At 38.6% G+C, this 24,244-nt stretch carries 25 protein-coding genes; 15 read left to right on the forward strand and 10 right to left on the reverse strand.

All coding sequences use genetic code 11. From position 1 onward, the window contains the following. Positions 1 to 138: 138 nt before the first annotated feature. The gene (locus RIB54_RS19600; RefSeq protein WP_350102498.1) at positions 139 to 570 is read left to right on the forward strand and encodes a hypothetical protein; all 432 of its coding nucleotides are present in this window, start codon (positions 139 to 141) and stop codon (positions 568 to 570) included. A 3-nt stretch (positions 571 to 573) separates the two neighbouring features. Next, a complete protein-coding gene (locus RIB54_RS19605; protein WP_350066587.1) occupies positions 574 to 786 on the forward strand; it encodes a hypothetical protein in 213 nt (70 codons plus the stop codon). A gap of 7 nt (positions 787 to 793) precedes the next feature. Here RIB54_RS19605 and RIB54_RS19610 read toward each other — a convergent pair whose 3' ends face one another. The 4 genes from RIB54_RS19610 to RIB54_RS19625 are packed head-to-tail and all read right to left on the reverse strand — an operon-like array spanning position 794 to position 3,511. Next, positions 794 to 1,618, reverse strand: a complete 825-nt coding sequence (locus RIB54_RS19610) for a sensor histidine kinase (protein ID WP_350102501.1) — start codon at positions 1,616 to 1,618, stop codon at positions 794 to 796. A 47-nt stretch (positions 1,619 to 1,665) separates the two neighbouring features. Then, positions 1,666 to 2,349 carry a tRNA (guanosine(37)-N1)-methyltransferase TrmD gene (trmD, locus tag RIB54_RS19615; protein WP_350103007.1) on the reverse strand — a complete coding sequence of 228 codons (684 nt, stop codon included), beginning with the start codon at positions 2,347 to 2,349 and terminating at the stop codon, positions 1,666 to 1,668. Positions 2,350 to 2,351: 2 nt separating this feature from the next. Beyond that, on the reverse strand, positions 2,352 to 2,876 hold the full coding sequence (rimM, locus tag RIB54_RS19620; RefSeq protein WP_350102503.1) for a ribosome maturation factor RimM: 525 nt from the start codon (positions 2,874 to 2,876) through the stop codon (positions 2,352 to 2,354). 5 nt (positions 2,877 to 2,881) lie between these two features. Continuing rightward, positions 2,882 to 3,511, reverse strand: coding sequence for a 30S ribosomal protein S16 (locus RIB54_RS19625; RefSeq protein ID WP_350102505.1), 630 nt, complete (start codon positions 3,509 to 3,511; stop codon positions 2,882 to 2,884). A gap of 260 nt (positions 3,512 to 3,771) precedes the next feature. Here RIB54_RS19625 and RIB54_RS19630 point away from each other — a divergent pair, with 260 nt between their 5' ends. The 9 genes from RIB54_RS19630 (at position 3,772) to RIB54_RS19670 (ending at position 15,560) form a co-directional block, all read left to right on the forward strand. Continuing rightward, on the forward strand, positions 3,772 to 6,495 hold the full coding sequence (locus RIB54_RS19630) for a 2-oxoglutarate dehydrogenase E1 component (protein WP_350102508.1): 2,724 nt from the start codon (positions 3,772 to 3,774) through the stop codon (positions 6,493 to 6,495). Positions 6,496 to 6,521: 26 nt separating this feature from the next. Further along, positions 6,522 to 8,060, forward strand: coding sequence for a 2-oxoglutarate dehydrogenase complex dihydrolipoyllysine-residue succinyltransferase (odhB, locus tag RIB54_RS19635; RefSeq protein WP_350102509.1), 1,539 nt, complete (start codon positions 6,522 to 6,524; stop codon positions 8,058 to 8,060). Positions 8,061 to 8,147: 87 nt separating this feature from the next. Continuing rightward, positions 8,148 to 9,548, forward strand: coding sequence for a dihydrolipoyl dehydrogenase (gene lpdA, locus RIB54_RS19640; protein WP_350102511.1), 1,401 nt, complete (start codon positions 8,148 to 8,150; stop codon positions 9,546 to 9,548). 154 nt (positions 9,549 to 9,702) lie between these two features. Then, positions 9,703 to 10,245, forward strand: coding sequence for a rhomboid family intramembrane serine protease (locus RIB54_RS19645; RefSeq protein WP_350102513.1), 543 nt, complete (start codon positions 9,703 to 9,705; stop codon positions 10,243 to 10,245). A 79-nt stretch (positions 10,246 to 10,324) separates the two neighbouring features. After that, entirely contained in the window at positions 10,325 to 11,557 is a 1,233-nt protein-coding gene (locus tag RIB54_RS19650; protein ID WP_350102515.1) for a M14 family metallopeptidase, read from the forward strand. Next, a complete protein-coding gene (locus RIB54_RS19655; RefSeq protein ID WP_350102517.1) occupies positions 11,557 to 12,201 on the forward strand; it encodes a peptidoglycan recognition protein family protein in 645 nt (214 codons plus the stop codon). Before RIB54_RS19650 ends, RIB54_RS19655 begins: the two co-directional genes overlap by 1 nt. After that, on the forward strand, positions 12,198 to 13,433 hold the full coding sequence (locus RIB54_RS19660; protein WP_350102520.1) for a serine hydrolase: 1,236 nt from the start codon (positions 12,198 to 12,200) through the stop codon (positions 13,431 to 13,433). The genes RIB54_RS19655 and RIB54_RS19660 overlap by 4 nt, the downstream gene beginning before the upstream one ends. Continuing rightward, positions 13,423 to 14,502, forward strand: coding sequence for an N-acetyltransferase DgcN family protein (locus RIB54_RS19665; protein ID WP_350102522.1), 1,080 nt, complete (start codon positions 13,423 to 13,425; stop codon positions 14,500 to 14,502). Before RIB54_RS19660 ends, RIB54_RS19665 begins: the two co-directional genes overlap by 11 nt. Further along, positions 14,499 to 15,560 (forward strand): mandelate racemase/muconate lactonizing enzyme family protein, encoded by a 1,062-nt coding sequence (locus RIB54_RS19670; RefSeq protein WP_350102523.1) that lies wholly within the window; start codon positions 14,499 to 14,501, stop codon positions 15,558 to 15,560. Before RIB54_RS19665 ends, RIB54_RS19670 begins: the two co-directional genes overlap by 4 nt. Positions 15,561 to 15,626: 66 nt before the next feature. On the opposite strand, the gene rpmA is transcribed toward RIB54_RS19670, so the two are convergent. Together rpmA and rplU are read right to left on the reverse strand one after the other, a co-directional pair. Next, positions 15,627 to 15,890, reverse strand: coding sequence for a 50S ribosomal protein L27 (rpmA, locus tag RIB54_RS19675; RefSeq protein ID WP_350066612.1), 264 nt, complete (start codon positions 15,888 to 15,890; stop codon positions 15,627 to 15,629). Positions 15,891 to 15,899: 9 nt separating this feature from the next. Next, positions 15,900 to 16,211: a 50S ribosomal protein L21 gene (gene rplU, locus RIB54_RS19680; protein WP_350066614.1), complete on the reverse strand. Its 312-nt coding sequence runs from the start codon at positions 16,209 to 16,211 to the stop codon at positions 15,900 to 15,902. Positions 16,212 to 16,429: 218 nt separating this feature from the next. On the opposite strand from rplU, the gene RIB54_RS19685 reads away from it, so the two are divergent. The 4 genes from RIB54_RS19685 to RIB54_RS19700 all read left to right on the forward strand — a co-directional run bounded on the left by RIB54_RS19685 (position 16,430) and on the right by RIB54_RS19700 (position 21,687). After that, the gene (locus tag RIB54_RS19685; protein ID WP_350102525.1) at positions 16,430 to 16,939 is read left to right on the forward strand and encodes a hypothetical protein; all 510 of its coding nucleotides are present in this window, start codon (positions 16,430 to 16,432) and stop codon (positions 16,937 to 16,939) included. A 371-nt stretch (positions 16,940 to 17,310) separates the two neighbouring features. Next, positions 17,311 to 18,297, forward strand: a complete 987-nt coding sequence (locus RIB54_RS19690) for a ribonucleotide-diphosphate reductase subunit beta (RefSeq protein WP_350066618.1) — start codon at positions 17,311 to 17,313, stop codon at positions 18,295 to 18,297. Between the two features lie 42 nt (positions 18,298 to 18,339). Next, entirely contained in the window at positions 18,340 to 20,727 is a 2,388-nt protein-coding gene (locus RIB54_RS19695) for a ribonucleoside-diphosphate reductase subunit alpha (RefSeq protein WP_350066620.1), read from the forward strand. A gap of 126 nt (positions 20,728 to 20,853) precedes the next feature. After that, positions 20,854 to 21,687 (forward strand): hypothetical protein, encoded by an 834-nt coding sequence (locus RIB54_RS19700; RefSeq protein WP_350102527.1) that lies wholly within the window; start codon positions 20,854 to 20,856, stop codon positions 21,685 to 21,687. 152 nt (positions 21,688 to 21,839) lie between these two features. On the opposite strand, the gene RIB54_RS19705 is transcribed toward RIB54_RS19700, so the two are convergent. The 4 genes from RIB54_RS19705 to RIB54_RS19720 form a co-directional block, all read right to left on the reverse strand. After that, entirely contained in the window at positions 21,840 to 22,403 is a 564-nt protein-coding gene (locus RIB54_RS19705; protein ID WP_350102528.1) for an MOSC domain-containing protein, read from the reverse strand. Then, positions 22,400 to 23,290, reverse strand: a complete 891-nt coding sequence (locus RIB54_RS19710; RefSeq protein ID WP_350102530.1) for a helix-turn-helix domain-containing protein — start codon at positions 23,288 to 23,290, stop codon at positions 22,400 to 22,402. The genes RIB54_RS19705 and RIB54_RS19710 overlap by 4 nt, the downstream gene beginning before the upstream one ends. Positions 23,291 to 23,302: 12 nt before the next feature. Beyond that, positions 23,303 to 23,722 (reverse strand): DUF1348 family protein, encoded by a 420-nt coding sequence (locus RIB54_RS19715; RefSeq protein ID WP_350066628.1) that lies wholly within the window; start codon positions 23,720 to 23,722, stop codon positions 23,303 to 23,305. Positions 23,723 to 23,785: 63 nt separating this feature from the next. Further along, positions 23,786 to 24,244, reverse strand: a complete 459-nt coding sequence (locus tag RIB54_RS19720; protein ID WP_350102531.1) for a YHS domain-containing (seleno)protein — start codon at positions 24,242 to 24,244, stop codon at positions 23,786 to 23,788.

Here is a 24,244-nt window from a genome sequence, read left to right on the forward strand (position 1 = left end):
AACGGAGTGCAAATATAGTAATTATTTTATTTTATTCTCAAGTCGAATTTAAAATATAATGCATTTGAGGAAAAGAATTCATTTGATGTTTAAACATTAATATAACAACCATGTTATATATTCAATAAAAGTATACTTATGGAATCAGAAATTTTAAAAACATTGAACATTGAAAAAACATTTAAAAATGCGGAAGTATATACTGTTAAAAATTCACATACTGCATTAGTGAGGGCTACTGGTACCTACATTACCATAGATGAATTCAAAAAGGTATTTGAATATATAGGCGAACTTGTAGAGAAAAACAAAATTTCCAAACTGGTTTTTGACAAAACTAAGCTCAGCGTTTTTCATCAGCCATCAATGGAATGGTATTTTGTTGAATGGAAAGAAAAAATGTACGAACTGGGATTAAAAACACATAGAAAAATCTTACCTAACGATCCTGTCTTCCGACAGAGCGTAAAAATTGGAAGAGAACAAATTGCAATGAAGCATCCAAAAGGAAAGTTTAATCTAATGGATATTGGTTATGCGGAAAGCCTGGAAGATGCCATTAAAAATTAGAAAATGACTAGTGTTGAAATAGAGGCTCTTTTACATCAGGCGATTGATAACATTAAACTGCTTGAAACAAAATGCACCAAAAGGGTTGGGGAATTAGAGGCACGGGTTGTTTATTTAGAAGAAGTGATCTCCTCGCAAAAGCAGATGCTCGCTGATTCAGTGAAGTACATTCAAAAAATTGAGAAGCTATCTGTAAAAAAAGGAGGACGAAAATAAGTCCTCCTTACTTCTTTAAAGGCAATTCTACGGTTATTGTAGTTCCTATATTTTCGGAACTGACAACATTTATTTTACCCTTCATTAATTCCACGGCTCTTTTTGATAAATAAAGACCTAAACCAGATCCTTTGGAGTAATTACTCCCACGAAAAAACATTTTAAAAATATCAGTTTGTAAATAGTCTGGTATTCCAACCCCGTTATCGGAGACCTGAATTTTTAAACACTCAGATCTAAAATTAAACCTAACTTCTATACGGGCATTAGACTTATTTTTAAAATCAATTCCATTCTTGATCAAATTGAACAAAACCATTTTAAGGCGCGCAACATCACCTGAAAATTCATTTTTGTTTTTATCTAATGAAATTTTGACCGTATTATAATCTTCTATTTCTTGAAGCTCCTTATTTACCTGCTGCCATAAGTCATCTACAGAAATGGATTCAACAGATAAATCACTAACTAAGGAATTACTGTAAAGCACCATCATTTGCAAAATATGCTTCATGTTTCTAGAAGCCATTTTTGCCCTCAATAAATAATCATTCAGATTGTCCTGATCAGTTTCCATAAGCATTAAAAGTCCATCCAAAGAGGTGATTGGTGACTTTAAGTCATGGCTGCTTCTATAAACTATCTGTTCTATTTCATTATTTCGGGTATGCAGCTCTTCAAGCGCTTTTTCAAGATGATCATTCTTCTTGATCATCGCCTCTACCGCAGCTGTTAGCTCTTCGTGTTGCGCCTCCAGTTCCTCATTCCTATCTTCAAGGTCTCTTTCCCGCTCTGTAAGAAGGTTTTTGTAATTTATTTCTGACTTGGTCATCTAAACTCTATTATACTCCTAGTATAACAATTCAAATGCCTTTTGTTTTATTTAGAGTCATTAAAAAGGTCAGGCCTTCTTTTCTTTGTTCTTTCCACCGCCTGCTCAAAACGCCACTCTTCAATTTTCCTTTCATGGCCTGACAAAAGAATATCTGGTACTTTTATTCCCTCAAAATCTGCCGGCCTGGTATAAACCGGTGGTGCCACCAAACCATCCTGAAATGAATCAGTAAGTGCTGAAGTTTCATCTCCCAGTACACCGGGAATTAATCTTATAATAGCGTCTGAAACAACTGCCGCAGCTAACTCTCCCCCGGATAAAACATAGTCTCCTATACTAATCTCCCTTGTTATATAGTGTTCCCTAATTCTTTCATCTACACCTTTATAATGACCACAAAGAATCATGATGTTTTTCTTTAAGGATAATTCGTTAGCTATAGTTTGAGAAAACCGCTCTCCATCGGGACTCATATATATGATTTCATCATATTCCCGTTCAGCCTTAAGTGCATTAATGCAATCAACCACGGGCTGCATCATTAAAACCATGCCGGCTCCTCCACCAAAGGCATAGTCATCTACTTTCTGGTGCTTGTCTTTAGAATATTTCCTTAAGTCATGAACACTGACGGCAACCAACCCCTTATTTTGAGCTCGCATTAATATAGAGTCACCAAAAGGGCTCTCTAATAATTTTGGAAGGCAAGTTATAATATCAATATGCATCATCAGGACAAATATACGTCCATCAGCCCTTCAGGCAGATCTACATTCAATATTTTATTCTCATGGTCAGCATCATGAACAATGTCATCATTGATAGGTATGAGTATTTCAGTTCCATCATGATCAACTGTAATTAGGTCCTGCATATTGGAAGTAAAGATTCCCGTTATTATTCCTACTTCACCCAACTTTTGGTCTTTGACCGTATAGCCGACCACCTGATGATAATAAAATTTACCAGGGTCAAGTTCAGGTAATGTAGAAAGAGGAAGGAAAACCCTCTTGGCTTTAAGTTCATCTGCAGCCGGCCCATCATCAATGTCTTCAAACTTAATGACTGCCTTATCATCCCGAATCTGGATGGTTTCAATAAAAAAAGGAACCAGTTTTTGGTTTATTTCAACAAAAACTGATTCCAATTCTGAATATTCTTCTGGAAAATCAACGTCTAATAAAACGCTGACCTCACCTTTGACGCCATGTTTTTTGATAACGTAGCCTAATTGATAGCACGCATCAATATTCATGTCGACTATTCTTCTTTTTTCTCTTCTTCAGCAGATGCTTCAGGAGTCTCTTCAGCCGCAGCCTCTGGGGTTTCAACTGGTGCTTCTGCAGCCGGAGCTTCTACTTCTGCAGTTTCTGCCGCTTCTTCAGTAGCCTCAGCAGCTGGTGCTTCAGCTTCCTCAGCGCTAGCGTTTAATTCTTCAGCTTTCTTTCTTAAAGATTCAGCTCTTGCCTCTTTAACTTTCTCCTCTGCTTCTTTTCTAGCTTTTGCTTTGCTAGCAGTATCTTTAGCAAGGTTGTCTTTCTTAGCTTCAACTTTAGCTAACTTCTCATCCTGCCATGCAGCGAATTTCTTATCAGCTTCTTCTTGAGTGATAGCTCCTTTGTTAACCCCAACTTGTAAATGTTTCTTGTACATTACTCCTCGGTAAGATAGCATTGCTCTTACGGTATCTGTAGGTTGTGCACCTTTCATTACCCAATCAAAAGCTTTGCCTTCATCCAACTCTATAAAAGCAGGATTTACATTAGGATTATATCTCCCAATCTTCTCAATAAATTTACCATCTCGTGGTGAACGGGCATCTGCTACGACTACATCGTAAATTGCCTGGCTTTTGCGCCCTCTGCGCGTTAATCTAATTTTTACTGACATTTTTTGTTATATGTTTTAAAATGCGGAACACGTCCGTCTTTAAAATTGAGGTGCAAAGGTAGTGTTTTTTCTGAATTTCAACACCATTAACAATTAAATATCAAGGTGTTATGTGCCCTATCTCTTAGTTAGAAGAACACCCTCTCACATAAAACGATCTAATTAGCTGATTTACAGACATATTTGTTTACACGCTTATACAGTTTTTTTATTATATTTCACTTAACTACATTTGTTTTGTAATTGTACAAACACAACCAATGGATAAATATTCCTACATCTCCAATGCTCATGGAAGTTATATAGATGAGCTTTACAAATCTTACCAATCAGATCCCTCTTCCGTTGATCAAACCTGGCAGAAATTTTTCGAAGGTTTCGAGTTTTCGTTACAAAAATACGGTGAAGATGGACTACCTGGTGAAACTGCTGGTGTATCTTCCAAAGATACACAAGTAAGAAACCTAATACACGCTTACAGATCACGTGGACATCTTAAATCGGATACAAATCCTGTGCGTGAGAGACGTGATCATAATGTAAAATTATCATACAAAGACTTTGGACTTACCGATGCTGATTTAAATACAGAGTTTGAAGTTGGTGCTGAAATAGGAATTGGCAAGGCTTCTCTAAAAAAGATCATCGAGACTCTTGATTCAATTTATCTAAAACACATTGGATACGAATACATGCATATTCGTGATGGCGAGATTTTAGATTGGTTTAAGAGAAAGTGTGAGAAAGAAGGTGTTGATATTAACCCGGACAATTCAACCAAAAAAAGAATACTGTTAAAGCTCAATGAAGCAGTAACATTCGAGAACTTCTTGCATACCAAATTCTTGGGTCAGAAAAGGTTCTCACTAGAAGGTGGTGAAAATACTATTCCTGCGCTGGATGGTATTATTAACAAGGCCGCTGAATTCGATGTTAAAGAGGTGGTTATAGGTATGGCTCACAGGGGTCGATTAAACGTACTTGCCAACATTATGGGCAAGACCTATGAAGAGATCTTTAGTGAATTTGAAGGCACCACAGATCCTGACCTTACTATGGGAGATGGTGATGTTAAGTACCATCTTGGATATTCCAGTAAAATAAAAACTCCTTCCGACAAAGGCGTTTATGTAAAATTAACACCCAACCCTTCACACCTTGAAGCGGTTGATCCTTTGGTGTTGGGTTATGTCCGTGGTCAGATTGATGATGAGTATGATGGAGACCTTAAAAAGGCCCTTTCTATATTGATACATGGTGATGCTGCAGTTGCAGGACAGGGCATTGTCTATGAAATTGTGCAAATGTCGGAGCTGCCAGGTTACCGAACTGGTGGAACAATTCATTTTGTTATTAATAACCAAGTAGGTTTTACCACTGATTATGATGATGCAAGGTCAAGTATTTACTGTACAGACATAGCTAAAATCATTGATGCACCTGTATTACACGTAAATGGTGACGACCCTGAAGCTGTGGTGTTTGCTTCCAATTTAGCAGTTGAATACAATCAAACTTTTGGTAAAGACATTTTTATCGATCTGTTGTGCTACAGACGCCACGGACACAATGAGGCTGACGAACCAAAATTTACTCAGCCAAAATTGTATAACCTTATTGCCAAGCACCCAAATCCTAGAGAGATCTATGTAAAGACACTTACAGAAAGAGGCGATATTAATGAGGCTGAAATCGAGAAGATAGAAACTGATTTCAAAAACTTACTACAAGACAGACTGACCGAGGTTAAGCAAAAACCTTTGCCATACAAGCCTCAAAAAATTGAGGAAGAATGGGAGCAGCTTAAAAGAGCCACAAGCAAAGACTTTGACAAGTCTCCTGATTCATCAATTAGTCAGGCCACTGTAGAAAAAGTGGCTAAGGCTCTTACAACTTTGCCAAAAGGTTTTAAACCATTAAAACAAATTGACAAGCTTATAAAAGACCGAAAGGCCAATTTCTTTGACAAGAAAGAAATTAACTGGGCAGATGCCGAGCTGTTAGCTTACGGGTCGATACTTCATGACGGCAAAATTGTTCGTATGTCAGGTCAGGATGTTAAGAGAGGCACATTCTCTCATCGTCATGCTGTAGTATTTGATGCAAATACGAATGAATCTTATTGCAATATTGATCATATAGATGAAGGTCAGCAGCCATTTAGAATCTACAACTCATTGCTTTCGGAGTTTGGGGTATTAGGTTTTGAATATGGTTATGCCATGGCCACACCAAACGCACTGGTTATCTGGGAAGCACAATTTGGTGATTTTGCCAATGGTGCGCAGGTTATGATTGACCAGTTCATAACAAGTGCTGAATCTAAATGGCAGCGTATGAATGGATTGGTAATGCTACTGCCTCATGGTTATGAAGGCCAAGGGCCAGAACATTCTAATGCGAGGCCAGAAAGGTTTTTGCAACTTTCTGCAGAAGAAAATTTAATCGTAACAAACATCACAACTCCAGCCAACTTCTTCCATATGCTAAGAAGACAGGTAACCTGGAATTTTAGAAAACCATGTGTCAACTTCTCACCAAAATCTTTGTTGAGACACCCACTGGTTGTTTCTCCGCTTAAAGATTTTACCAAAGGAGGTTTTCAGGAAATCATTGGCGATACTTATGCCACAGCCAAAAAGATAAGACGTGTCTTGCTTTGTACTGGTAAAGTTTACTTTGACTTGTTAGAAGAGCAGCAGGCAAGTAAGATAAAAGATGTAGCTATTGTAAGGATTGAGCAACTTCATCCATTCCCAAGAAAACAATTTGATGCACTTATAAAGAAATATGGCGATGCAGAGATTGTCTGGGTACAGGAAGAGCCTGAAAATATGGGCTATTGGACATATCTATTAAGAATATTGTCTGATGTAAAAATGCGTGTGATTTCAAGAAAATCAAGCGCCTCTCCAGCAACAGGCTATTCTAAAGTTCATAAAAAAGAGCAGGCTGCTATTGTTGCCAAAGCATTCGAAAAATAAAAAAGACCTAATAAACTACCAATAAAATGAGTTTAGACATTAAAGTTCCAGAGGTAGGTGAGTCAATCACCGAAGTTACCATCGCCACATGGCTTAAAAAAGATGGTGACATAGTTGAGCAAGATGAAATTATTGCTGAATTGGAATCAGACAAAGCCACTTTTGAATTGCCAGCAGAAAAAGCTGGTAAACTTTCAATTAAAGTTGAAGAAGGTGAAACTGTAGATATCGGAACAATTATTTGTTCTATAGACACAGATGCCGCTGGTAGTGCCCCTTCATCAGCGCCAGCAGCTTCGAAGGCAAGTGAACCGGAAGCCAGTACCTCAGGCCCTGAAAAAACTGGTGAGGTAAAAACAATGATTGTTCCTGCTGTTGGAGAATCAATTACGGAAGTAACGATTTCTACCTGGCTTAAAGGCGATGGCGACTTTGTAGCTCTTGATGAAATTATTGCTGAGGTAGAGTCTGACAAAGCAACATTTGAACTGCCTGCAGAAGCCAATGGAATTTTAAAAATTATAGCCCAGGAAGGTGACACACTGGAAATAGGTGCTAAAATATGTGATATTGAAGTGATGACTGGTGCTCCTGCTTCAAGTGAGGGCAGTAAGGCATCTGCTCCGGCAACAACTTCAAGTGCTGCTCCTTCAGGCGACACAACCTATGCCACAGGGCATGCATCACCAGCAGCAGCTAAAATATTAAGTGAGAAAGGAATAGACCCCAGTTCTATAAAAGGAACTGGCGTTGACGGTCGTATAACTAAAGAAGATGCTGAAAAAGCTCAAAAGTCTGCTCCTGCACCGCAACAACAGGCAACTTCTGATGACGCTGCTGCTCCAGCAATTTCAGCAGGAGGAACAAGAGATGAGAGAAGAGAAAAGATGTCTTCATTGAGAAAAACGATCTCCAGACGCCTTGTTTCTGTAAAAAATGAAACGGCTATGTTGACTACTTTCAATGAAGTAGACATGAAGCCAATCATGGATTTAAGAGCAAAATACAAAGAGCAGTTTAAAGAAAAACATGGTGTAGGCTTGGGCTTTATGTCCTTCTTCACCAAAGCATGCTGCCAGGCATTGTTAGAATGGCCTGCTGTAAATGCCGCTATTGATGGCAACGAAATGGTTTACCATGATTATTGTGATATCTCTATTGCGGTAAGTTCTCCAAAGGGATTGGTTGTACCGGTTATTAGAAATGCAGAGTCACTTGACTTCAAAGGAATAGAAAGTGAAGTGGTTCGTTTGGCTAAAAAAGCAAGGGATGGAAAATTGAGTATAGAAGAGATGCAAGGTGGTACATTCACCATCACCAATGGAGGAATCTTTGGTTCAATGCTATCTACTCCTATTATCAATGCCCCTCAATCAGCCATTTTGGGGATGCACAACATTGTTGAAAGACCAGTAGCCATTAATGGTCAGGTAGAAGTAAGACCGGTGATGTACCTAGCTTTATCATACGATCATAGAATCATTGATGGCCGTGAATCAGTAAGCTTTTTAGTAAGGGTTAAACAATTGTTAGAAGATCCTGCAAGATTAATGTTGGGAGTATAATTGAGAAGTAAGTCAAAAGTTGCTAGTAGTAAGTTTAATTATGTCTAAAACTTACTACTTACAACTAGACACTAAATACTAATAAATATGAAATACGATGTAACGGTTATAGGTTCTGGTCCTGGCGGATATGTGGCAGCAATCAGATGCGCACAATTAGGATTTAAAACTGCACTTATAGAAAAGTACAACACCCTTGGCGGCACGTGTTTAAATGTAGGCTGTATTCCATCAAAAGCGCTTTTAGATAGCTCAGAGCATTACTACAATGCCGTAAATCACTTTACTGAGCATGGTATAGATATCGCCAAGCCTAAAGTCAATTTCAAACAAATGATTGAAAGAAAGGCTTCGGTAGTTAAGCAGACGTGTGATGGTATTGATTACCTAATGAAAAAGAACAAAATCGATGTTCATCATGGGTTTGGGTCATTTGTAGATAAAAACACTATTAAAATAACGCCTGATGAAGGTGATGCAACTCAAATCACCTCAGACAAAATAATCATAGCTACTGGTTCAAAACCATCTTCATTACCATTTGCTAAAATTGATAAGAAGAGAATTATCACCAGTACTGAAGCTTTAGAGCTGAAGGAAATTCCAAAACACCTTATTGTAATTGGTGGTGGCGTTATTGGCATGGAGCTAGGCTCAGTTTATGCACGTATTGGATCACAGGTTACAGTGGTTGAGTATATGGACAAAATCATCCCTACGATGGATGGAACTATGGCCAAGGAACTAACAAAGGTTGCCAAAAAGCAAGGCATAGAGTGTAAAGTGAGCCATAAGGTTACTGCTATTGAAAATAAAGGTAAAGAGGTAATTGTTAAAGCAGAGGATAAAAAAGGCGAGCAGGTAGAAATCAAAGGTGACTACTGTTTAGTGGCTATTGGAAGACGTCCATACACTGACGGACTGAACCTTGAAGCAGCAGGTCTATCTACTGACGAAAGAGGAAGAATTGCTGTAGATGATCACCTAAAAACCAAAGTTGATAATATCTATGCTATTGGTGATGTTGTTCGTGGAGCCATGTTAGCACATAAGGCCGAAGAAGAAGGCACTATGGTAGCTGAACAATTGGCTGGTCAAAAGCCTCATATCAACTATAAATTAATACCCGGAGTGGTTTACACCTGGCCAGAGGTTGCTAGTGTTGGACATACTGAAGAAGAATTGAAAGAAAGTGGAGTTGCTTATAAAGTGGGTTCATTTCCATTCAAAGCTTTGGGTAGAGCCAGAGCCAGTATGGATGTTGACGGCTTGGTAAAAGTATTAGCCGACAAAAACACTGACGAGATTTTAGGAATGCATATTATAGGGGCCAGGGCTGCGGATATGATTGCAGCTGGTGTTACCGCAATGGAATATCGGGCTTCTGCTGAAGATGTTTCAAGAATGTCTCACGCTCACCCAACTTATATGGAAGCTGTTAAAGAGGCATGCCTTGCAGCTACCGAAAACAGACCCATACACATTTAGTCAATGGCTGCGAGCTGCGAGAAACTAACTCGCAGCTCGTAGCTCATGACTCACAACCCTCATTTATATAATGTCTGTAACCCTAATAATAATTATTGTAACTGGTCTGGTTAGCTTCAATGCTTTCAAGAATCCTACCTTAAAAAGTCGTTTGATGTTTAATCCTTATATCATCATTCGGGATAAGGAATATCACAGGTTTATAACCTCGGGTTTTATACATGGCGACATGCTGCATTTGCTCTTCAACATGTTCGTTTTGTACATGTTCGGAACTTATGTAGAGAATATCTTTTATGCCATCTATGGAACAATGGGCATTGTACTTTATGTACTTATGTACCTCTTAGGCATTATTGTATCTGACATTCCGTCATTCATTAAACATAAAGATGCTCCTTATTACAATGCCCTTGGAGCATCTGGTGGAGTATCATCACTCCTTTTCAGCTTTATCATTTTTGATCCCTCACATGAACTTTGCCTATACGCTTTAGACTTCTTATGCTTTCCTGGTTTTATATGGGGGGCTTTGTATATTGTCTATTCTTTTTACATGGGCAAAAAAGGCCATGGCAATATCAATCATGATGCCCATTTATATGGTGGACTTTTCGGCATTCTGTTTACGATAATTGCCGTACCGGGTGTAATACCAAACTTTATTGCTCAGCTAAGCAACTTCTCGCTTTTCTAGGCTTTACCGTTCACGTACAATTAAACAGGCCATTTAGAATTCAAATTTTTATTTGATCATAATTTTATAATTTAAGGTTATGATCAGAACTACTCTGCAAATTTTAATTGCTTCATTTGTTTTATACTCCTGTGTTTCGTCCAAAAAAGTAGGCACACCGCTGTCTTATGACCCCCCGGGTTCTACAAACACTAAGTCCAAACCAATAACCTATCAGGAAAAAGGGTCATTCACATTAGGCGGTGTTACAGCGAATAATGAATTTGATGGCGCCAGGCTCAATGGTTTTTCGCAACTCAATGATTCTGTATTCCAGATTGATGTTGAGCCGGAAAATGCACCTATTAATATGAGTCCATGGTACTCCTTCAAACTAAAATCAGAAACTCCAAAGGAAATATATGTCCATTTAAAATATAAAGATGGCCGCCACAGATACTATCCTGATGTGAGCACAGATGGTATTAACTGGAGTCCCATAGATAGCACCGCTATAACTGCCTGGCCAGAAGACAGTGCCGTACTCAAATTAAATCTTAACAAAGATTACCTATGGGTATCAGCCCAGGAATTGAGAACATCTGCCTACAACGCAGCCTTTGTTGAAGACATATCAAAGAATCCTTTAGTAACAAAACACCTAATGGGCCAAAGTAAAAAAGGTGTTGACATGAATGCCCTTGAAATTGCGCTGGGGGAAAAGAAACCACTTTTAATAGTTATCAGTCGCCAGCATCCACCTGAAGTTACCGGCTATATGGCCATGCAGTCTTTTGTGAGCGAGCTGCTTGCAGAATCAGAACTATCTAGAGAATTCAGAAAGGAATTTGGCATTATCATAGTGCCAATGCTGAACCCTGATGGTGTTGATAATGGTCACTGGCGCCATAATACTGGTGGCGTTGACCTTAACCGCGATTGGCAATTTTATAATCAGCCAGAGATTGATCAGTTTCAAAAATATATCCATCAGCGTGTCAAGGAAATAAAAATGAATGTTGTGCTAGGACTTGACTTTCATTCTACCCATAAAGATCTTCTGTATACTTTTAATGAAGAAACTTATTCATCAGAAAAAGGGGTGGTAAAGAAATGGGTGCAGCAATTAAAAGCTGCGTTTCCAGACGAATCCATCACAGAAGAAGATGGCGGTTCAGATTCACCTGTCTCAAAAAACTGGTTTTTGCAGGAGTTTAAGGCTGAAGGTGTGACCTATGAAGTTGGTGACGATACCCCAAGAGATTTTATTAAAGAAAAAGGCAAAGTATCAGCCCGGCTGTTTATGCAACTGCTTCTGGAAAAATATAAATAATGAAAAAATTCCTATTTACTGCACTGATTCTGTGGTCATGTCAGGATATCAATATCATAGACAAACCCATAACTTTTGATGAGGAAAGAAAATCGCTATCCCTCCAATATATTAAGGAGCATTATGGCTTGGACGTGGATGAACCAGTCATTGACCCAAAAATAATAGTGATTCACTGGACGGTGATACCAACGCTTGAAGAAACTTTCGAAGCTTTTAATCCATCTGTGCTGCCTTCTACAAGGTTCAATATTCAAGCTGCTAGTAGTCTTAATGTATCTTCTCAATTTGTGATTGATAGAGATGGAACCATCTACAGGCTGTTACCTGAAACCACCTTTGCAAGACATGTCATTGGGCTTAATTATAATTCAATAGGCATCGAGAACATTGCTAACGGCACCGATTTACCGCTCACTGAAGCTCAGTTTCAGTCTAACTTAAAGTTGGCCAATTACCTGGCTAAAAAATATGATATCGAATACCTCATTGGCCATGATCAGTACGAAAGATTTATAGGCCATAAACTATGGCTGGAAAAAGATGCTTCTTATCTGACCGAAAAAGATGATGTTGGTGAAGAATTCATCAACAGATTACATGAGCAATTAGATATAAAACTTAAAAAAGCCCCTCAAAAATGATTCGTACAATTTTATCAATAGCCCTCATCATGATATTTGCTTCCTGCCAACAAGACATTATAGAAGATGAAAATCTTGTCGAGAATTTAATGAAGGCTGACAAAGAGAAGTTTGGTGAAATCCTGAACAACCCAAACTATGAGGTGCAGATATTATACACGCAGATAAACCGTGATTCTGCAAATAATCCTCAATTCAAATCATTCAGCTATCAGCTAAATCCTGAGCAATATTTCTACCCTGCCAGCACGGTAAAAATGCCAATAGCATTTTTAGCATTAGAAAAAGTGCATGAGTTGGGCATTGATGGGTTGACTAAAGAAAGCACCATGTTGACAGATAGTGCTTACAGTGGCCAAAGCCCGGTAACTACTGATTCGACATCAGCCAATGGCCTTCCCAGCATCGAGCATTATATCAAAAAGATCTTTGTGGTAAGTGATAATGATGCCTACAACAGGCTTTATGAATTCCTTGGGCCAGAATACATTAATCAAAAACTGACAGAAAAAGGATTTAACAACTCTGTCATTCAGCATCGCCTTTCGATAGCACTTTCAAGTGACGAAAATATGCATACCAATCCAGTAAGATTTACAAATGGTGATAGCATAATTTATAGTCAACCTTTGACCAAAAGTAATTGGAGTTACACTCCAAAAAATGAAATACTGAAAGGCGTTGGGTATATCAATGGATCAGACAGTTTAGTTAATGAACCCTTTAACTTTACCTATAAAAACTGGATTCCTCTTGCCGATCTTCAAGGCATGTTGAAGGATCTGATGTTTCCAAACTCAAGTAACAAATTCAACCTGAAAGAAGGTGATTATAAATTCCTGTATCAATACATGTCGCAACTTCCAAGAGAAACAAGCTACCCTGATTACAAGGCAGATTCATTGCCAGACGGTTATTGTAAATTCCTGATGTATGGTACCAAAGATAAAATACCTGAAAATATCCGAATCTTCAATAAGATTGGCCAGGCCTATGGTTACCTGATTGATAATGCTTTAATAATTGATTTTGAAAATGGTGTAGAATTCTTACTTTCAGCCGTAATTTCAGTCAACAACAATCAGATTTACAATGATGGAGTTTATGAATATGATGAGGTGGGCATGCCTTTTATGGAAAATCTGGGCAGACTGATATATGATTATGAGTTAAAAAGAAAAAGAGAATTTAAACCAGACTTGTCAAGATTTAGAACTACGTATGATCAATAATTTGCCTTTTGATGCAGTCGAAGGAACGGCCTGCATCATTACCGGAGGGTTACTGCACACTATCAATGCCAAAACAGCGCATGGCCTAATACGCCAGTCTGATAGGTTTAAAATATTAGGGGTAATCGATGAGGTATCTGCCGGGCAGGACGCTGGAGAGCTTCTCGATGGGATTAACAGGGAAATACCCATTTATGACAGCATATTTACGCTAATTCAGAGCACTGATAAACCTCAGTTTGCGCTGATAGGTATGGCCACAAAGGGAGGAGTATTGCCAGAAGAGCTGTATCCTACCATAGAAGAATGCCTGAAAATGGGCATCAGTATCATTAATGGGCTTCATGAAGCTTTAGGCGATATCAAAGAATTCTCTTCAATAGCAGAGCTTAATGATGCTAATATCTATGACATCAGAAAACCAAAACCTTTTAAAGAACTTCATTTCTGGACTGGTAAAATCAAAGAGGTAAAAAGCTTTAAAGTTGGCTTATTGGGTACTGATTGCGCTCTTGGTAAACGCACTTCCAGTAAGTTACTAGTTAATGAGCTAAGAAAAGAGAATATCAGCTCCCATATGGTTTACACTGGTCAAACAGGCTGGCTTCAAGGAGGTAAGTACGGCTTCATTTTCGATGCCACTCCTAATGACTTTATTTCTGGTGAACTGGAACATGCAGTATACGAATGCTGGGAAAAGGAAAAACCTGAAGTCATTATTCTTGAAGGACAGTCTTCATTGCGCAACCCCAGCGGACCATGTGGTTCAGAGTTGATTATCTCCTGTGAGTTGGATGCGGTTGTGCTTCAGCATGCTCCAGGAAGAAAATATTATAAAGGCTTGGCCGACTATGGAAAAGAAATTCCAGGAGTTTCTAATGAGTTGGAGCTTCTCAAAATGTATGGTGTAGAAACCATTGCCATAGGACTAAACACTATGGGCCTAACTATGGAGCAGGCTTTAGAGGCCAAAGAAGAAATAAGTAAAGAAACAGGATTGCCTGTTATTCTGCCTCTTGACGAAGGCATGTCCAAAATTGTAGAAATTATAAAACAACGATTGAAATGAAAATTAAAAGTATCAATGCATACCTGAAAGATTTAGGTAATAATCGCCCTTACACTATTGCCTTTAAAACAGTAAGTACTGTCAATAATGCAATCGTTGAAATTGAATTGGAAAATGGGATTATAGGCAGAGGCTCTGGAAACCCAAGTGAATATGTTGTTGGTGAAAACCTGACTTCAACAATGGAAGAGTTGAATAAGATCGATTTCATGGTTGGCAGGGACATCCGGCAGTTTTATAGTATTCTTAACGACATACAGGAAAAATTGCCTAAGAACCCTGCTGCCAGAGCAGCTTTAGATATTGCCATTCATGATGCCTTCACACAGTATCTTGATGTGCCTTTAGTACTGTTTCTGGGTCAAAAGGTAAAATCACTACCTACCTCTGTAACCATTGGAATTAAAAATGTAGAAGATACTGTGGAAGAGGCTCAGGAATATTATGATATGGGCTTCAGGGTATTGAAAGTAAAAACAGGTCTTAATGTTGAAGAAGATATCGCCCGAATGAAAAAAATCAGGGAAGTCTTTAAAGATGAGTTCCTGATTCGTGTTGATGCTAACCAGGGTTACAGTGTTGCTGACCTTACTAAATTCTATAAAGAAACAACGGTTGATAAGATTGAACTTATAGAACAACCATTTTCCGCAAAAGCTTTTGATGATTTCAAGAATTTACCTGCCGAAATCAAAGAAATAATTGCAGTTGATGAGAGTCTGATCAACCCGAACAATGCTTTTGTACTAGCATCACCCCCTGCAGCCAGCGGCATTTTTAATATTAAGCTGATGAAATCTGGTGGCATATATCCCGGAAGGCAAATCGCTACCATTGCTCAGGCATCGAACACCACATTAATGTGGGGCTGCAATGATGAGAGTGCTATTAGTATCAGCGCTGCATTACACGCAGGTCTTGGTTTTGCCAACACTGAATACTTGGATCTTGACGGTAGTCTTGACCTGATAGAAGATGTAGTATCAGGAGGCTTTGACATTAAAGATGGTTGGATGACACCAACAGGCAAGAGTGGACTTGGAGTAACTGGAAAATAACAGGTCATGAAACATAAAAAAGCCTTCCCGAATTATCGGGAAGGCTTTTTTTAGGCTATCTGAAACTTAAGCTTCAGCAATTTCTTCCACAGATACATAAGATCTGTTGTTTCTTCCTTTTTTGAATGTTACGATACCAGTCTTCAATGCGAACAAAGTATGGTCTTTACCCATTCCCACGTTAACACCTGGGTGATGAGCTGTTCCTCTCTGTCTTACAATGATGTTACCTGCTATGGCAGCCTGGCCACCAAATATCTTAACACCTAGTCGTTTACTTTCCGACTCTCTACCGTTTTTCGAACTACCCGCTCCTTTTTTGTGTGCCATGTTGTTCTCTTATTTAGAAATACCTTCGATTAAAACTTTAGTAAAATCCTGTCTGTGACCATTTCTTTTCTTGTAGCCTTTTCTTCTCTTCTTTTTGAAGACAACTACTTTGTCACCTTTTACGTGTCCAAGAATTTTTCCTGAAACCTTGGCGCCCTTAACTAATGGTGCACCAACTTCGACTTTTCCGTCATTGTCTACCAATAACACTTTGTCGAATTCTACGGAAGCGCCCTCTTCGCCCTCCATTAAAGGAGCGTAAACGAACTGGTCTTGCGTTACTTTGAACTGCTTTCCGGCTATGTCAACTATTGCGTACATTTAACTTACTTTTTAAAAATAGGACTGCAAAGGTAATTTATTAATGCTAATTATCAAATCTAATGCTGCAAAATAGTTAAACCTTCATATTTGGCCCTTCTGCTTGCATTTTGCCCTATTTTAAACATTTGCTTGCTTTGCTTGTCAATATTGCTTGTATTGCTTGATTTTATAATTTATCTTCGCTAGCAGTACAAAATAACACATAAATAGCCTAAATGAAGTTTAATGTTCCCGAAAAGTATGCCGACCTTTATATCAAGGCACTAACTGAGCGAAAAGGTCAGTTAGAGAATAGAATTGAGGAATTTAAGCGGGAAATTCTTGAAATAGAAAACCACATCAGCAACCTCACCAGTATGCCCATATTCAGCGAGAACCATGATTATTCTGAGTTCGATAAAAAGAATTTCGCATACAGCAAAAACTGGCCATGGACACGTAAAATCGCTTATTATCAGGACTTTATAGGCAAGCTAATTACTTCAAACGAGGCCGTTGAGTACATCATTGAAAACGAACCCAACCTGGATAAAATGAAGGTAAGAAGCTCAGTTTCAGCGGCCTTGTCTAACGGAACGCGCTCAGGAAAGTACACCAAGTATGATGACCCTACCAGTTCTGGCACCTATTACGCCCCTTCAGAATGGTATGATAAAACGGGGAATCCTTTGATAGAATACCTTCCACAGGACCTGAAAAACAGACTGTTTAAACAAGCCAATTAATGTAAGATTCTATCCACATCAGGGTGTTGATATTGCTTGCCCGTGTGGAAAACTTTTCAATAATTTTTTATCTGCATTTGCGGCCAATTTAGGGCTAAGTCATAATTAAAATTATACATCTAATGTATTGATATACAGATAATTATGCCTTATCACAGCATGCTTCTTCACTTGCTTACTCCAACTTTGATTTTATATGTGGTTTATCAATATTTGTGTGACCTATTGGCAGTTACAGAAAACCAATAGCGACTCACAACCTTTGTGTAACTTTTTGAGTCGAATTCAATAAAAACTGAAGAGTCAGCATATCGCAGTTAAAACGCATCTGAACTCTTAAATTAATTTTAAAGTCAAAACCTGAGAGAGAAATGAGTGAAACAGCCGTTGGTACAGAACCTATCTTACAAGAAAATAATAGTCGATTTGTACTATTCCCTATTAAGCATGATGACATTTGGGAATATTATAAAAAAGCTGAGGCCAGTTTTTGGACTGCCGAAGAGATAGATTTAAGCCAGGATCTTAAAGACTGGGCTAACATGACGGATAACGAACGTCACTTCATTTCTCATGTACTTGCGTTTTTCGCTGCCAGCGATGGTATCGTTAACGAGAACCTAGCAGAACATTTTGTTTCTGAGGTGCAGTATACAGAAGCTAAATTCTTCTATGGTTTTCAGATAGCCATGGAGAATATCCACTCTGAAACCTATTCTTTATTGATCGATACTTATGTTAAGGACAATGCCATGAAAGACAAACTTTTCAACGCCATAGAAACTATGGACTGCGTGAAAAGAAAAGCTGACTGGGCGTTAAGATGGATCGATGAAGGCAACTTCCAGGAAAGACTGATAGCATTTGCTGCTGTAGAAGGCATCTTCTTCTCAGGCAGCTTCTGCTCTATATTCTGGCTGAAGAAAAGAGGCTTAATGCCAGGCCTAAGCTTCTCTAATGAGTTGATCTCAAGAGATGAAGGTTTGCATTGTGATTTTGCTTGTTTGCTTTACAACAACCACGTGGTAAACAAACTGCCTGAGCAAACTATTATAGACATGATACAAGATGCCGTGTCTATTGAAAAGGATTTTGTTACTGACGCTCTTCCTGTAAACCTTATCGGGATGAATGCTGAGCTGATGTGTCAATATATTGAATTTGTTGCGGACAGATTATTGAATGAATTGATTGGAAGGAAAATCTACGGATCTACTAACCCATTTGATTTTATGGAAATGATCTCGCTTCAAGGCAAGACCAATTTTTTTGAAAAGAGAGTAGGTGATTATCAGAAAGCCGGTGTGATGAAGGGCAGCGATGATAGTCCTAAATTCTCTTTAGATGAAGATTTTTAATTTTTTAAACTTTTTTAATAACCTCCAAATCACCCCAAAGTTATGTTAGTAGTTAAAAGAGACGGAAGAAGGGAGTCCGTTAAGTTCGACAAGATCACCTCCCGTATAGAGAAATTGTGCTATGGCCTTGATATGAACTATATCGAGCCTATAGATATTGCCAAAAAGGTAATTAATGGTATTTATGATGGTGTAACCACGGTTGAGCTGGATAATCTGGCAGCTGAAACTACAGCTTCCCTTACAACCAAGCACCCTGACTTTGCCAAGCTTGCAGCACGTATTGCTATCTCTAACTTGCACAAGGTTACGAGCAAATCGTTCAGCAATACGATGAAAAGGCTTTACACTTATGTAGATCCTAAAACAGGAGAGAACGCACCGTTGATTTCGACAGAGGTTTATGGGGTTATTAAGAAGAACGCTGCGTTATTGGATTCATCTATCATTTACGATAGGGATTTTAGCTACGACTACTTTGGGTTTAAAACATTAGAGCGCTCTTACCTGATGAAAGCTGATGGTAAGATTGTAGAAAGACCACAACATCTTTTAATGCGTGTGGCTGTTGGTATTCACATGGACGACATGGAAGCAGCTATAGAAACCTATAACCTGCTTTCTGAAAAGTGGTTCACTCACGCTACTCCTACTTTATTTAACGCTGGTACTCCTAAACCACAGCTTTCTTCTTGCTTCCTGTTGACGATGCAGGATGACAGTATTGATGGCATTTATGATACGTTAAAGCAGTGTGCTAAAATATCTCAATCTGCAGGTGGAATTGGTCTTAGCATCCATAATGTAAGGGCCACAGGTTCTTATATTAAAGGAACCGGTGGTGTTTCTAATGGTATTGTACCGATGCTTAGAAATTTTGATATGACTGCCCGATATGTTGATCAGGGTGGTGGTAAAAGAAAAGGTAGCTTCGCTATCTATCTGGAGCCATGGCATGCCGATATCTTCCAATTCCTTGATTTGAAGAAAAATCATGGTAAAGAAGAGCTTAGGGCAAGAGACTTATTCTATGCCATGTGGCTTTCTGACCTTTTCATGAAGCGTGTAGAGAATAACGAAATGTGGTCTTTATTCTGCCCTAATGAGTGCCCTGGTTTGGCAGACACTTATGGTGAAGAATTTGAGAAACTGTATGCCAAATACGAAAACGAAGGCAAATACAGAAAGCAGGTAAAAGCCCAGGACCTTTGGTTCGAAATACTGGAAGCACAAATAGAAACTGGTACGCCTTATATCTTGTACAAAGATGCGGCTAATAAGAAGTCTAACCAGAAGAATTTAGGTACTATCAAGTCCAGTAACTTGTGTACTGAGATTATGGAGTACACTTCTAAAGACGAGGTGGCAGTTTGTAACCTTGCTTCTATCGCATTGCCAATGTTTGTGACCGAAGAAGGTACTTTTGACCACCAGAAGCTTCATGACATTACTAAGGTGATCACTAAAAACCTGAATAAGGTTATCGATATCAACTACTACCCGGTAGAAGAAGCACGCAGATCTAACATGCGCCACAGACCTATTGGTATTGGTGTTCAGGGATTGGCCGATGCTTTCTTGTTGTTGAAAATGCCGTTTGAGTCTGAAGAAGCAAGAGGCTTGAATACTGATATTCATGAAACCATCTATCACGCAGCCATGGAAGCTTCTATGGAGTTAGCGGTGAAAGACGGCCCTTATGAGACTTTCAAAGGATCTCCCGTATCTAAAGGCATCTTCCAGTTTGACATGTGGGGTGTAACGCCTAAGTCTGGCCGTTGGGACTGGGACAACCTGAAAAAAGAAGTGAAGAAGAACGGAGTAAGAAACTCTCTGCTATTGGCTCCTATGCCAACAGCTTCTACTTCTCAGATATTAGGTAACAATGAGTGCTTCGAGCCTTATACTTCTAATATCTATACAAGAAGAACATTGTCTGGTGAGTTTATTATTGCCAACAAACATTTAATGAGAGATCTTATTGAATTAGGATTGTGGAACGATACCATGAAGAACAAGCTTATAGAAGCCAATGGTTCTGTTCAAAACATCCCTGAGATTCCTCAACATATTAAAGACCTGTACAAAACTGTTTGGGAAATTTCCCAAAAGGCTATTATTGATATGTCTGCCGATAGAGGCGCCTATATCTGCCAAAGCCAGAGCTTGAACATCCACATTCAGGATCCTAATTTTGGTAAGTTGACTTCAATGCACTTCTATGCGTGGAAGAAAGGCCTTAAAACAGGTATGTACTACTTAAGATCTAAAGCGGCTACCAGTGCTATTCAGTTTACTGTTGAGAAAACTGCCAAAGCACAGCCAGCTGTAGTTAATGCTGAAGCTTCACAAGCTGATCTTGCACAAAAACAAGCGGATATGGTTTGTTCTCTGGACAACCCTGACGAGTGCGAGGCTTGCGGAAGTTGATTCTTTTTTAATTGCTAGTTTAGTTTGATAAACCCTGATTTGGTCTAGCACTGAGTCAGGGTTTTTTATATAATTAAATTTATTTTAGTTAGATAAAATGTTAATTCACCTAGTAAAGTAATAAAAATGCGTTATCCCATACTTATTTTCTTGGGTCTAGTTTTTTCATTCAATGTCTACAGCCAAATAAGTGTCGCAAACTTTGAAATAAAAGGATGCCCATTTGGTGATGAAATTATTGAGGCTCCAATCGATGCTACGATTAGTATTGCTCAATTCGGACTTAACAGATACCCTATAAAGTATAAAGGAGATACACTTAAGATTCCAATAGGGCTCAATACAAACTGTCAAATGGGGGAAACATATGGAGTTGAAGTTAATGCGGATACTATTATTCTAAAAGTTGGAACAGAACTTTGGTATGTGAAAGACGAGAATGGTGAGGTTGATTCAACAGAGTACGAAATAAGTGCTGCTCTATGCAATTGCTATCTACAATTCACTTTTAGTTTAACCGGTGACTTTAATAGAAATGACTATTACTTGAACTTTGGTTATTTATATCCTAACTCAAAAAGCATCCTATTTGATACAACTAATAAAAAGAAGAAAAGCATTTATTATAATAATTCGTTAGACCTATTGACTCAGATTCAAGAATACATCAGTTCCGGGCAAAATTCTTATGTAGAGCTTGCCACTTTTACAGAAGATATTAAGACCAAGAATACATTATCTGAGGCTGAACTTAAAATATATAAGACAATAATAAGAAGTATAATAAGAGTGTCTAAGGCACTGACTGACGAGTTTCTTGTAGATAAGATTGATGAACAAAAGTTAAAAAAACTTCAATTAGAATATATAGGTTCAACCAAGAATCTAAAAAAACAGATAGCAGACAACTACAAAATACTGCAGCAAAACGAGATTAATCTTAAATATTGGATTAACTAGGTGATTTATATTGCCAAGGCTTCTTGCTTTCACGCTACTAGTGTTTGAGGTAAAAAAACCTTAACTTCTGGCTTTTAAATTTCATTGTATGAATGCCATAGTTTACCAAGTATTACATTGAGAACCAACGCTACAAAATGCGGCATCTTCCACTAAAACCCCCTTCCCGCAACCTGTTCTTCCACTATTTGAGCAGTACTCCTGCCTGTTCCTTTTGACAAAAGCTCAATTTCGTCATCAGGTTTTATAATGCCCTCCTCAAGAACTTTGAGATAGAAGCCAAACTTCTGACTCCTATAGAAATAGGCTGTCATTTTAGGATCATTAAACTTAACACCTAACTTAAAACATGGGGATCGAGGCTGCGTCACTTGCATAACTACAGTGCCTATTTTATAAGTATCACCAAGATTTGTTTCGCTTTCCTTAATTCCAGAAATCGTCAGGTTTTCTCCAAAAGCTCCATAGTTGTACTCAAATTGAGGGTATTGCTCTTTCCACCATTGATAATATTCAAATGAATAGGCATAGACTGCCTTATTCACTCCACCATGAACGGTAAGATCTGACTGCGTGTCTCCATCAATTCCCAGTTGACTTACCGAAACTGTTCCATCTACAGGCTCCTTAAATATGCTGGTAGTCACCAAGCGTCCACCATACCTAACTGTAGTTGGCTGGCCGATCTGAATAGAAAGCACCTTGCCCATGATCATGCTAAATTCGCCTTGTTAAAACCAACGGTATCTCTATACATCTGGGGTGATACATCTGTATAGTTTTTAAAAAACCTGCTGAAATAGTATTCATCTTTGTAGCCGAGTTCCAAAGCAATATGCTTTACCTGTTTGCCTGTCAAATACAATTCCCGCTTGGCTTCGATTATGATCCGTTCAGAAATTAGATCTGTTACAGTTTTATTAAAGTGCTTCTTAGTGGCCTTGGCGAGTGCCTTTGGAGATATATTTAGCATTTCAGCATATTCACCAGCCGAATGTTTATCTCTAAAATGGGCCTCAATATGCTGCTTTAAGTTCTGTAAAATGTAAGGCTCAGAATCAACAGCCTCTTTTATCTCTTGTGAATCAGGCATCTCTGCTACCTTTTTTCTGGAGGCGCTTATTAAAATGATCTTCAAATAAGAAACAAGTAATTCGTATTGGGCCAGCTTTCCATTGAGCATTTCCTCTTTAATCTGGCCCAGCATTCCTTCCATCCTATCCAAGCTTGATTGGTCTAAGTCCAAAACTGGAGATTTGTAAATATTATTAAACAAAACACCATTGCAGGCCACTGCTTCATGGTGCTTATGAATACAAAAAAAGTCAGGATGAAAATTAAGCACCATGCCTTTTACTTTTCCCGGACTCGATATCATAAACGGCTGATATGGGGCAAAGGCCATCAGGCAATGCCCTTTCCAAGGAAACTCTGAGAAGTCGGCCTTTACTGTTCCCTCGCCTTCATCCAGCCAAATCAGTGAATAATAATTGAGCCTTTGAACATGATCAAACCGACTCAAATCCTGAAATGAAAATAGCTTAAGCGCAAGGTTGTCGGTTTGCTTATCAACCAATGTTAGATTGTCCTCAATATTCAACACTATTCAGTCATTTTAAAGTTTACGTTCACTTTCATCAATTGCCAGGTCATTGATGCTTGCAAAGCGCTTTCGCATCAATCCATTTTCATCAAATTCCCATAGCTCATTTCCATAGGCCCTGAACCACTGTCCGCTAGAATTACGGAATTCATACTCAAATTGTACGGCCATTCTATTTTCTCGAAAGCCCCACAACTCCTTTTTCAGTTTATAGTCAAATTCCTTTTGCCATTTACGATAAAGAAAGGCTTTAACTTCGTCTCTCCCACGTAAAAACTCACTGCGATTTCGCCACTCTGTATCTACAGTATATGCCAAACATACCTTTTCAGGATCTTTGGTATTCCAGGCATCTTCAGCCATCTGCACTTTTTGCCGTGCCGATTCCAAATCAAATGGTGGAAAAGGCGGTTTCTTTTCTATTTTACTCATTTTATATATCTTTTAAAAAGAGAACAGCGGGAATACTCTCGCTGCTCTATCTGTCCAAACCAATTATTTATTTTTTACCGATGGCCATTTTGAATGTGCCTGCGCTTTCAACTTAGTAGTTTCTTCAGTCCACAATAAAATAGTGTTGAAGTTTTGCCCATCAAATGGTCCATTGAAAAACAAGTACAATTTTCCATCGATGATGTCGAACGTTTCAGGATTGATAGGAAACTTAGTATCCTTTGCCGCTACACCCCAGGCACAATATCCATCAAACTGAGGCAAGTATTTAGCAGGCTCCTTTTTGAATGCATCCCTATGTGCTGCTGATGCAAACCTATAGGTTGCTCCATTTTGCTTTGCAGTAAATTTTGCATTCCCTTTTTGAGCTTTGCCATCGAAATAAGAGACAACATCATAGCCACCTATGGCCAGGCCATTTTCATCTAAAGGAGGTATTTGTGCTGTTGCTGATATATAACCAGCAACTATCAGCCCTAGTATTAATATTAGATTTTTCAT

It is taken from the genome of Fulvivirga sp. (assembly GCF_040218215.1).
Lineage (GTDB): Bacteria > Bacteroidota > Bacteroidia > Cytophagales > Cyclobacteriaceae > Fulvivirga.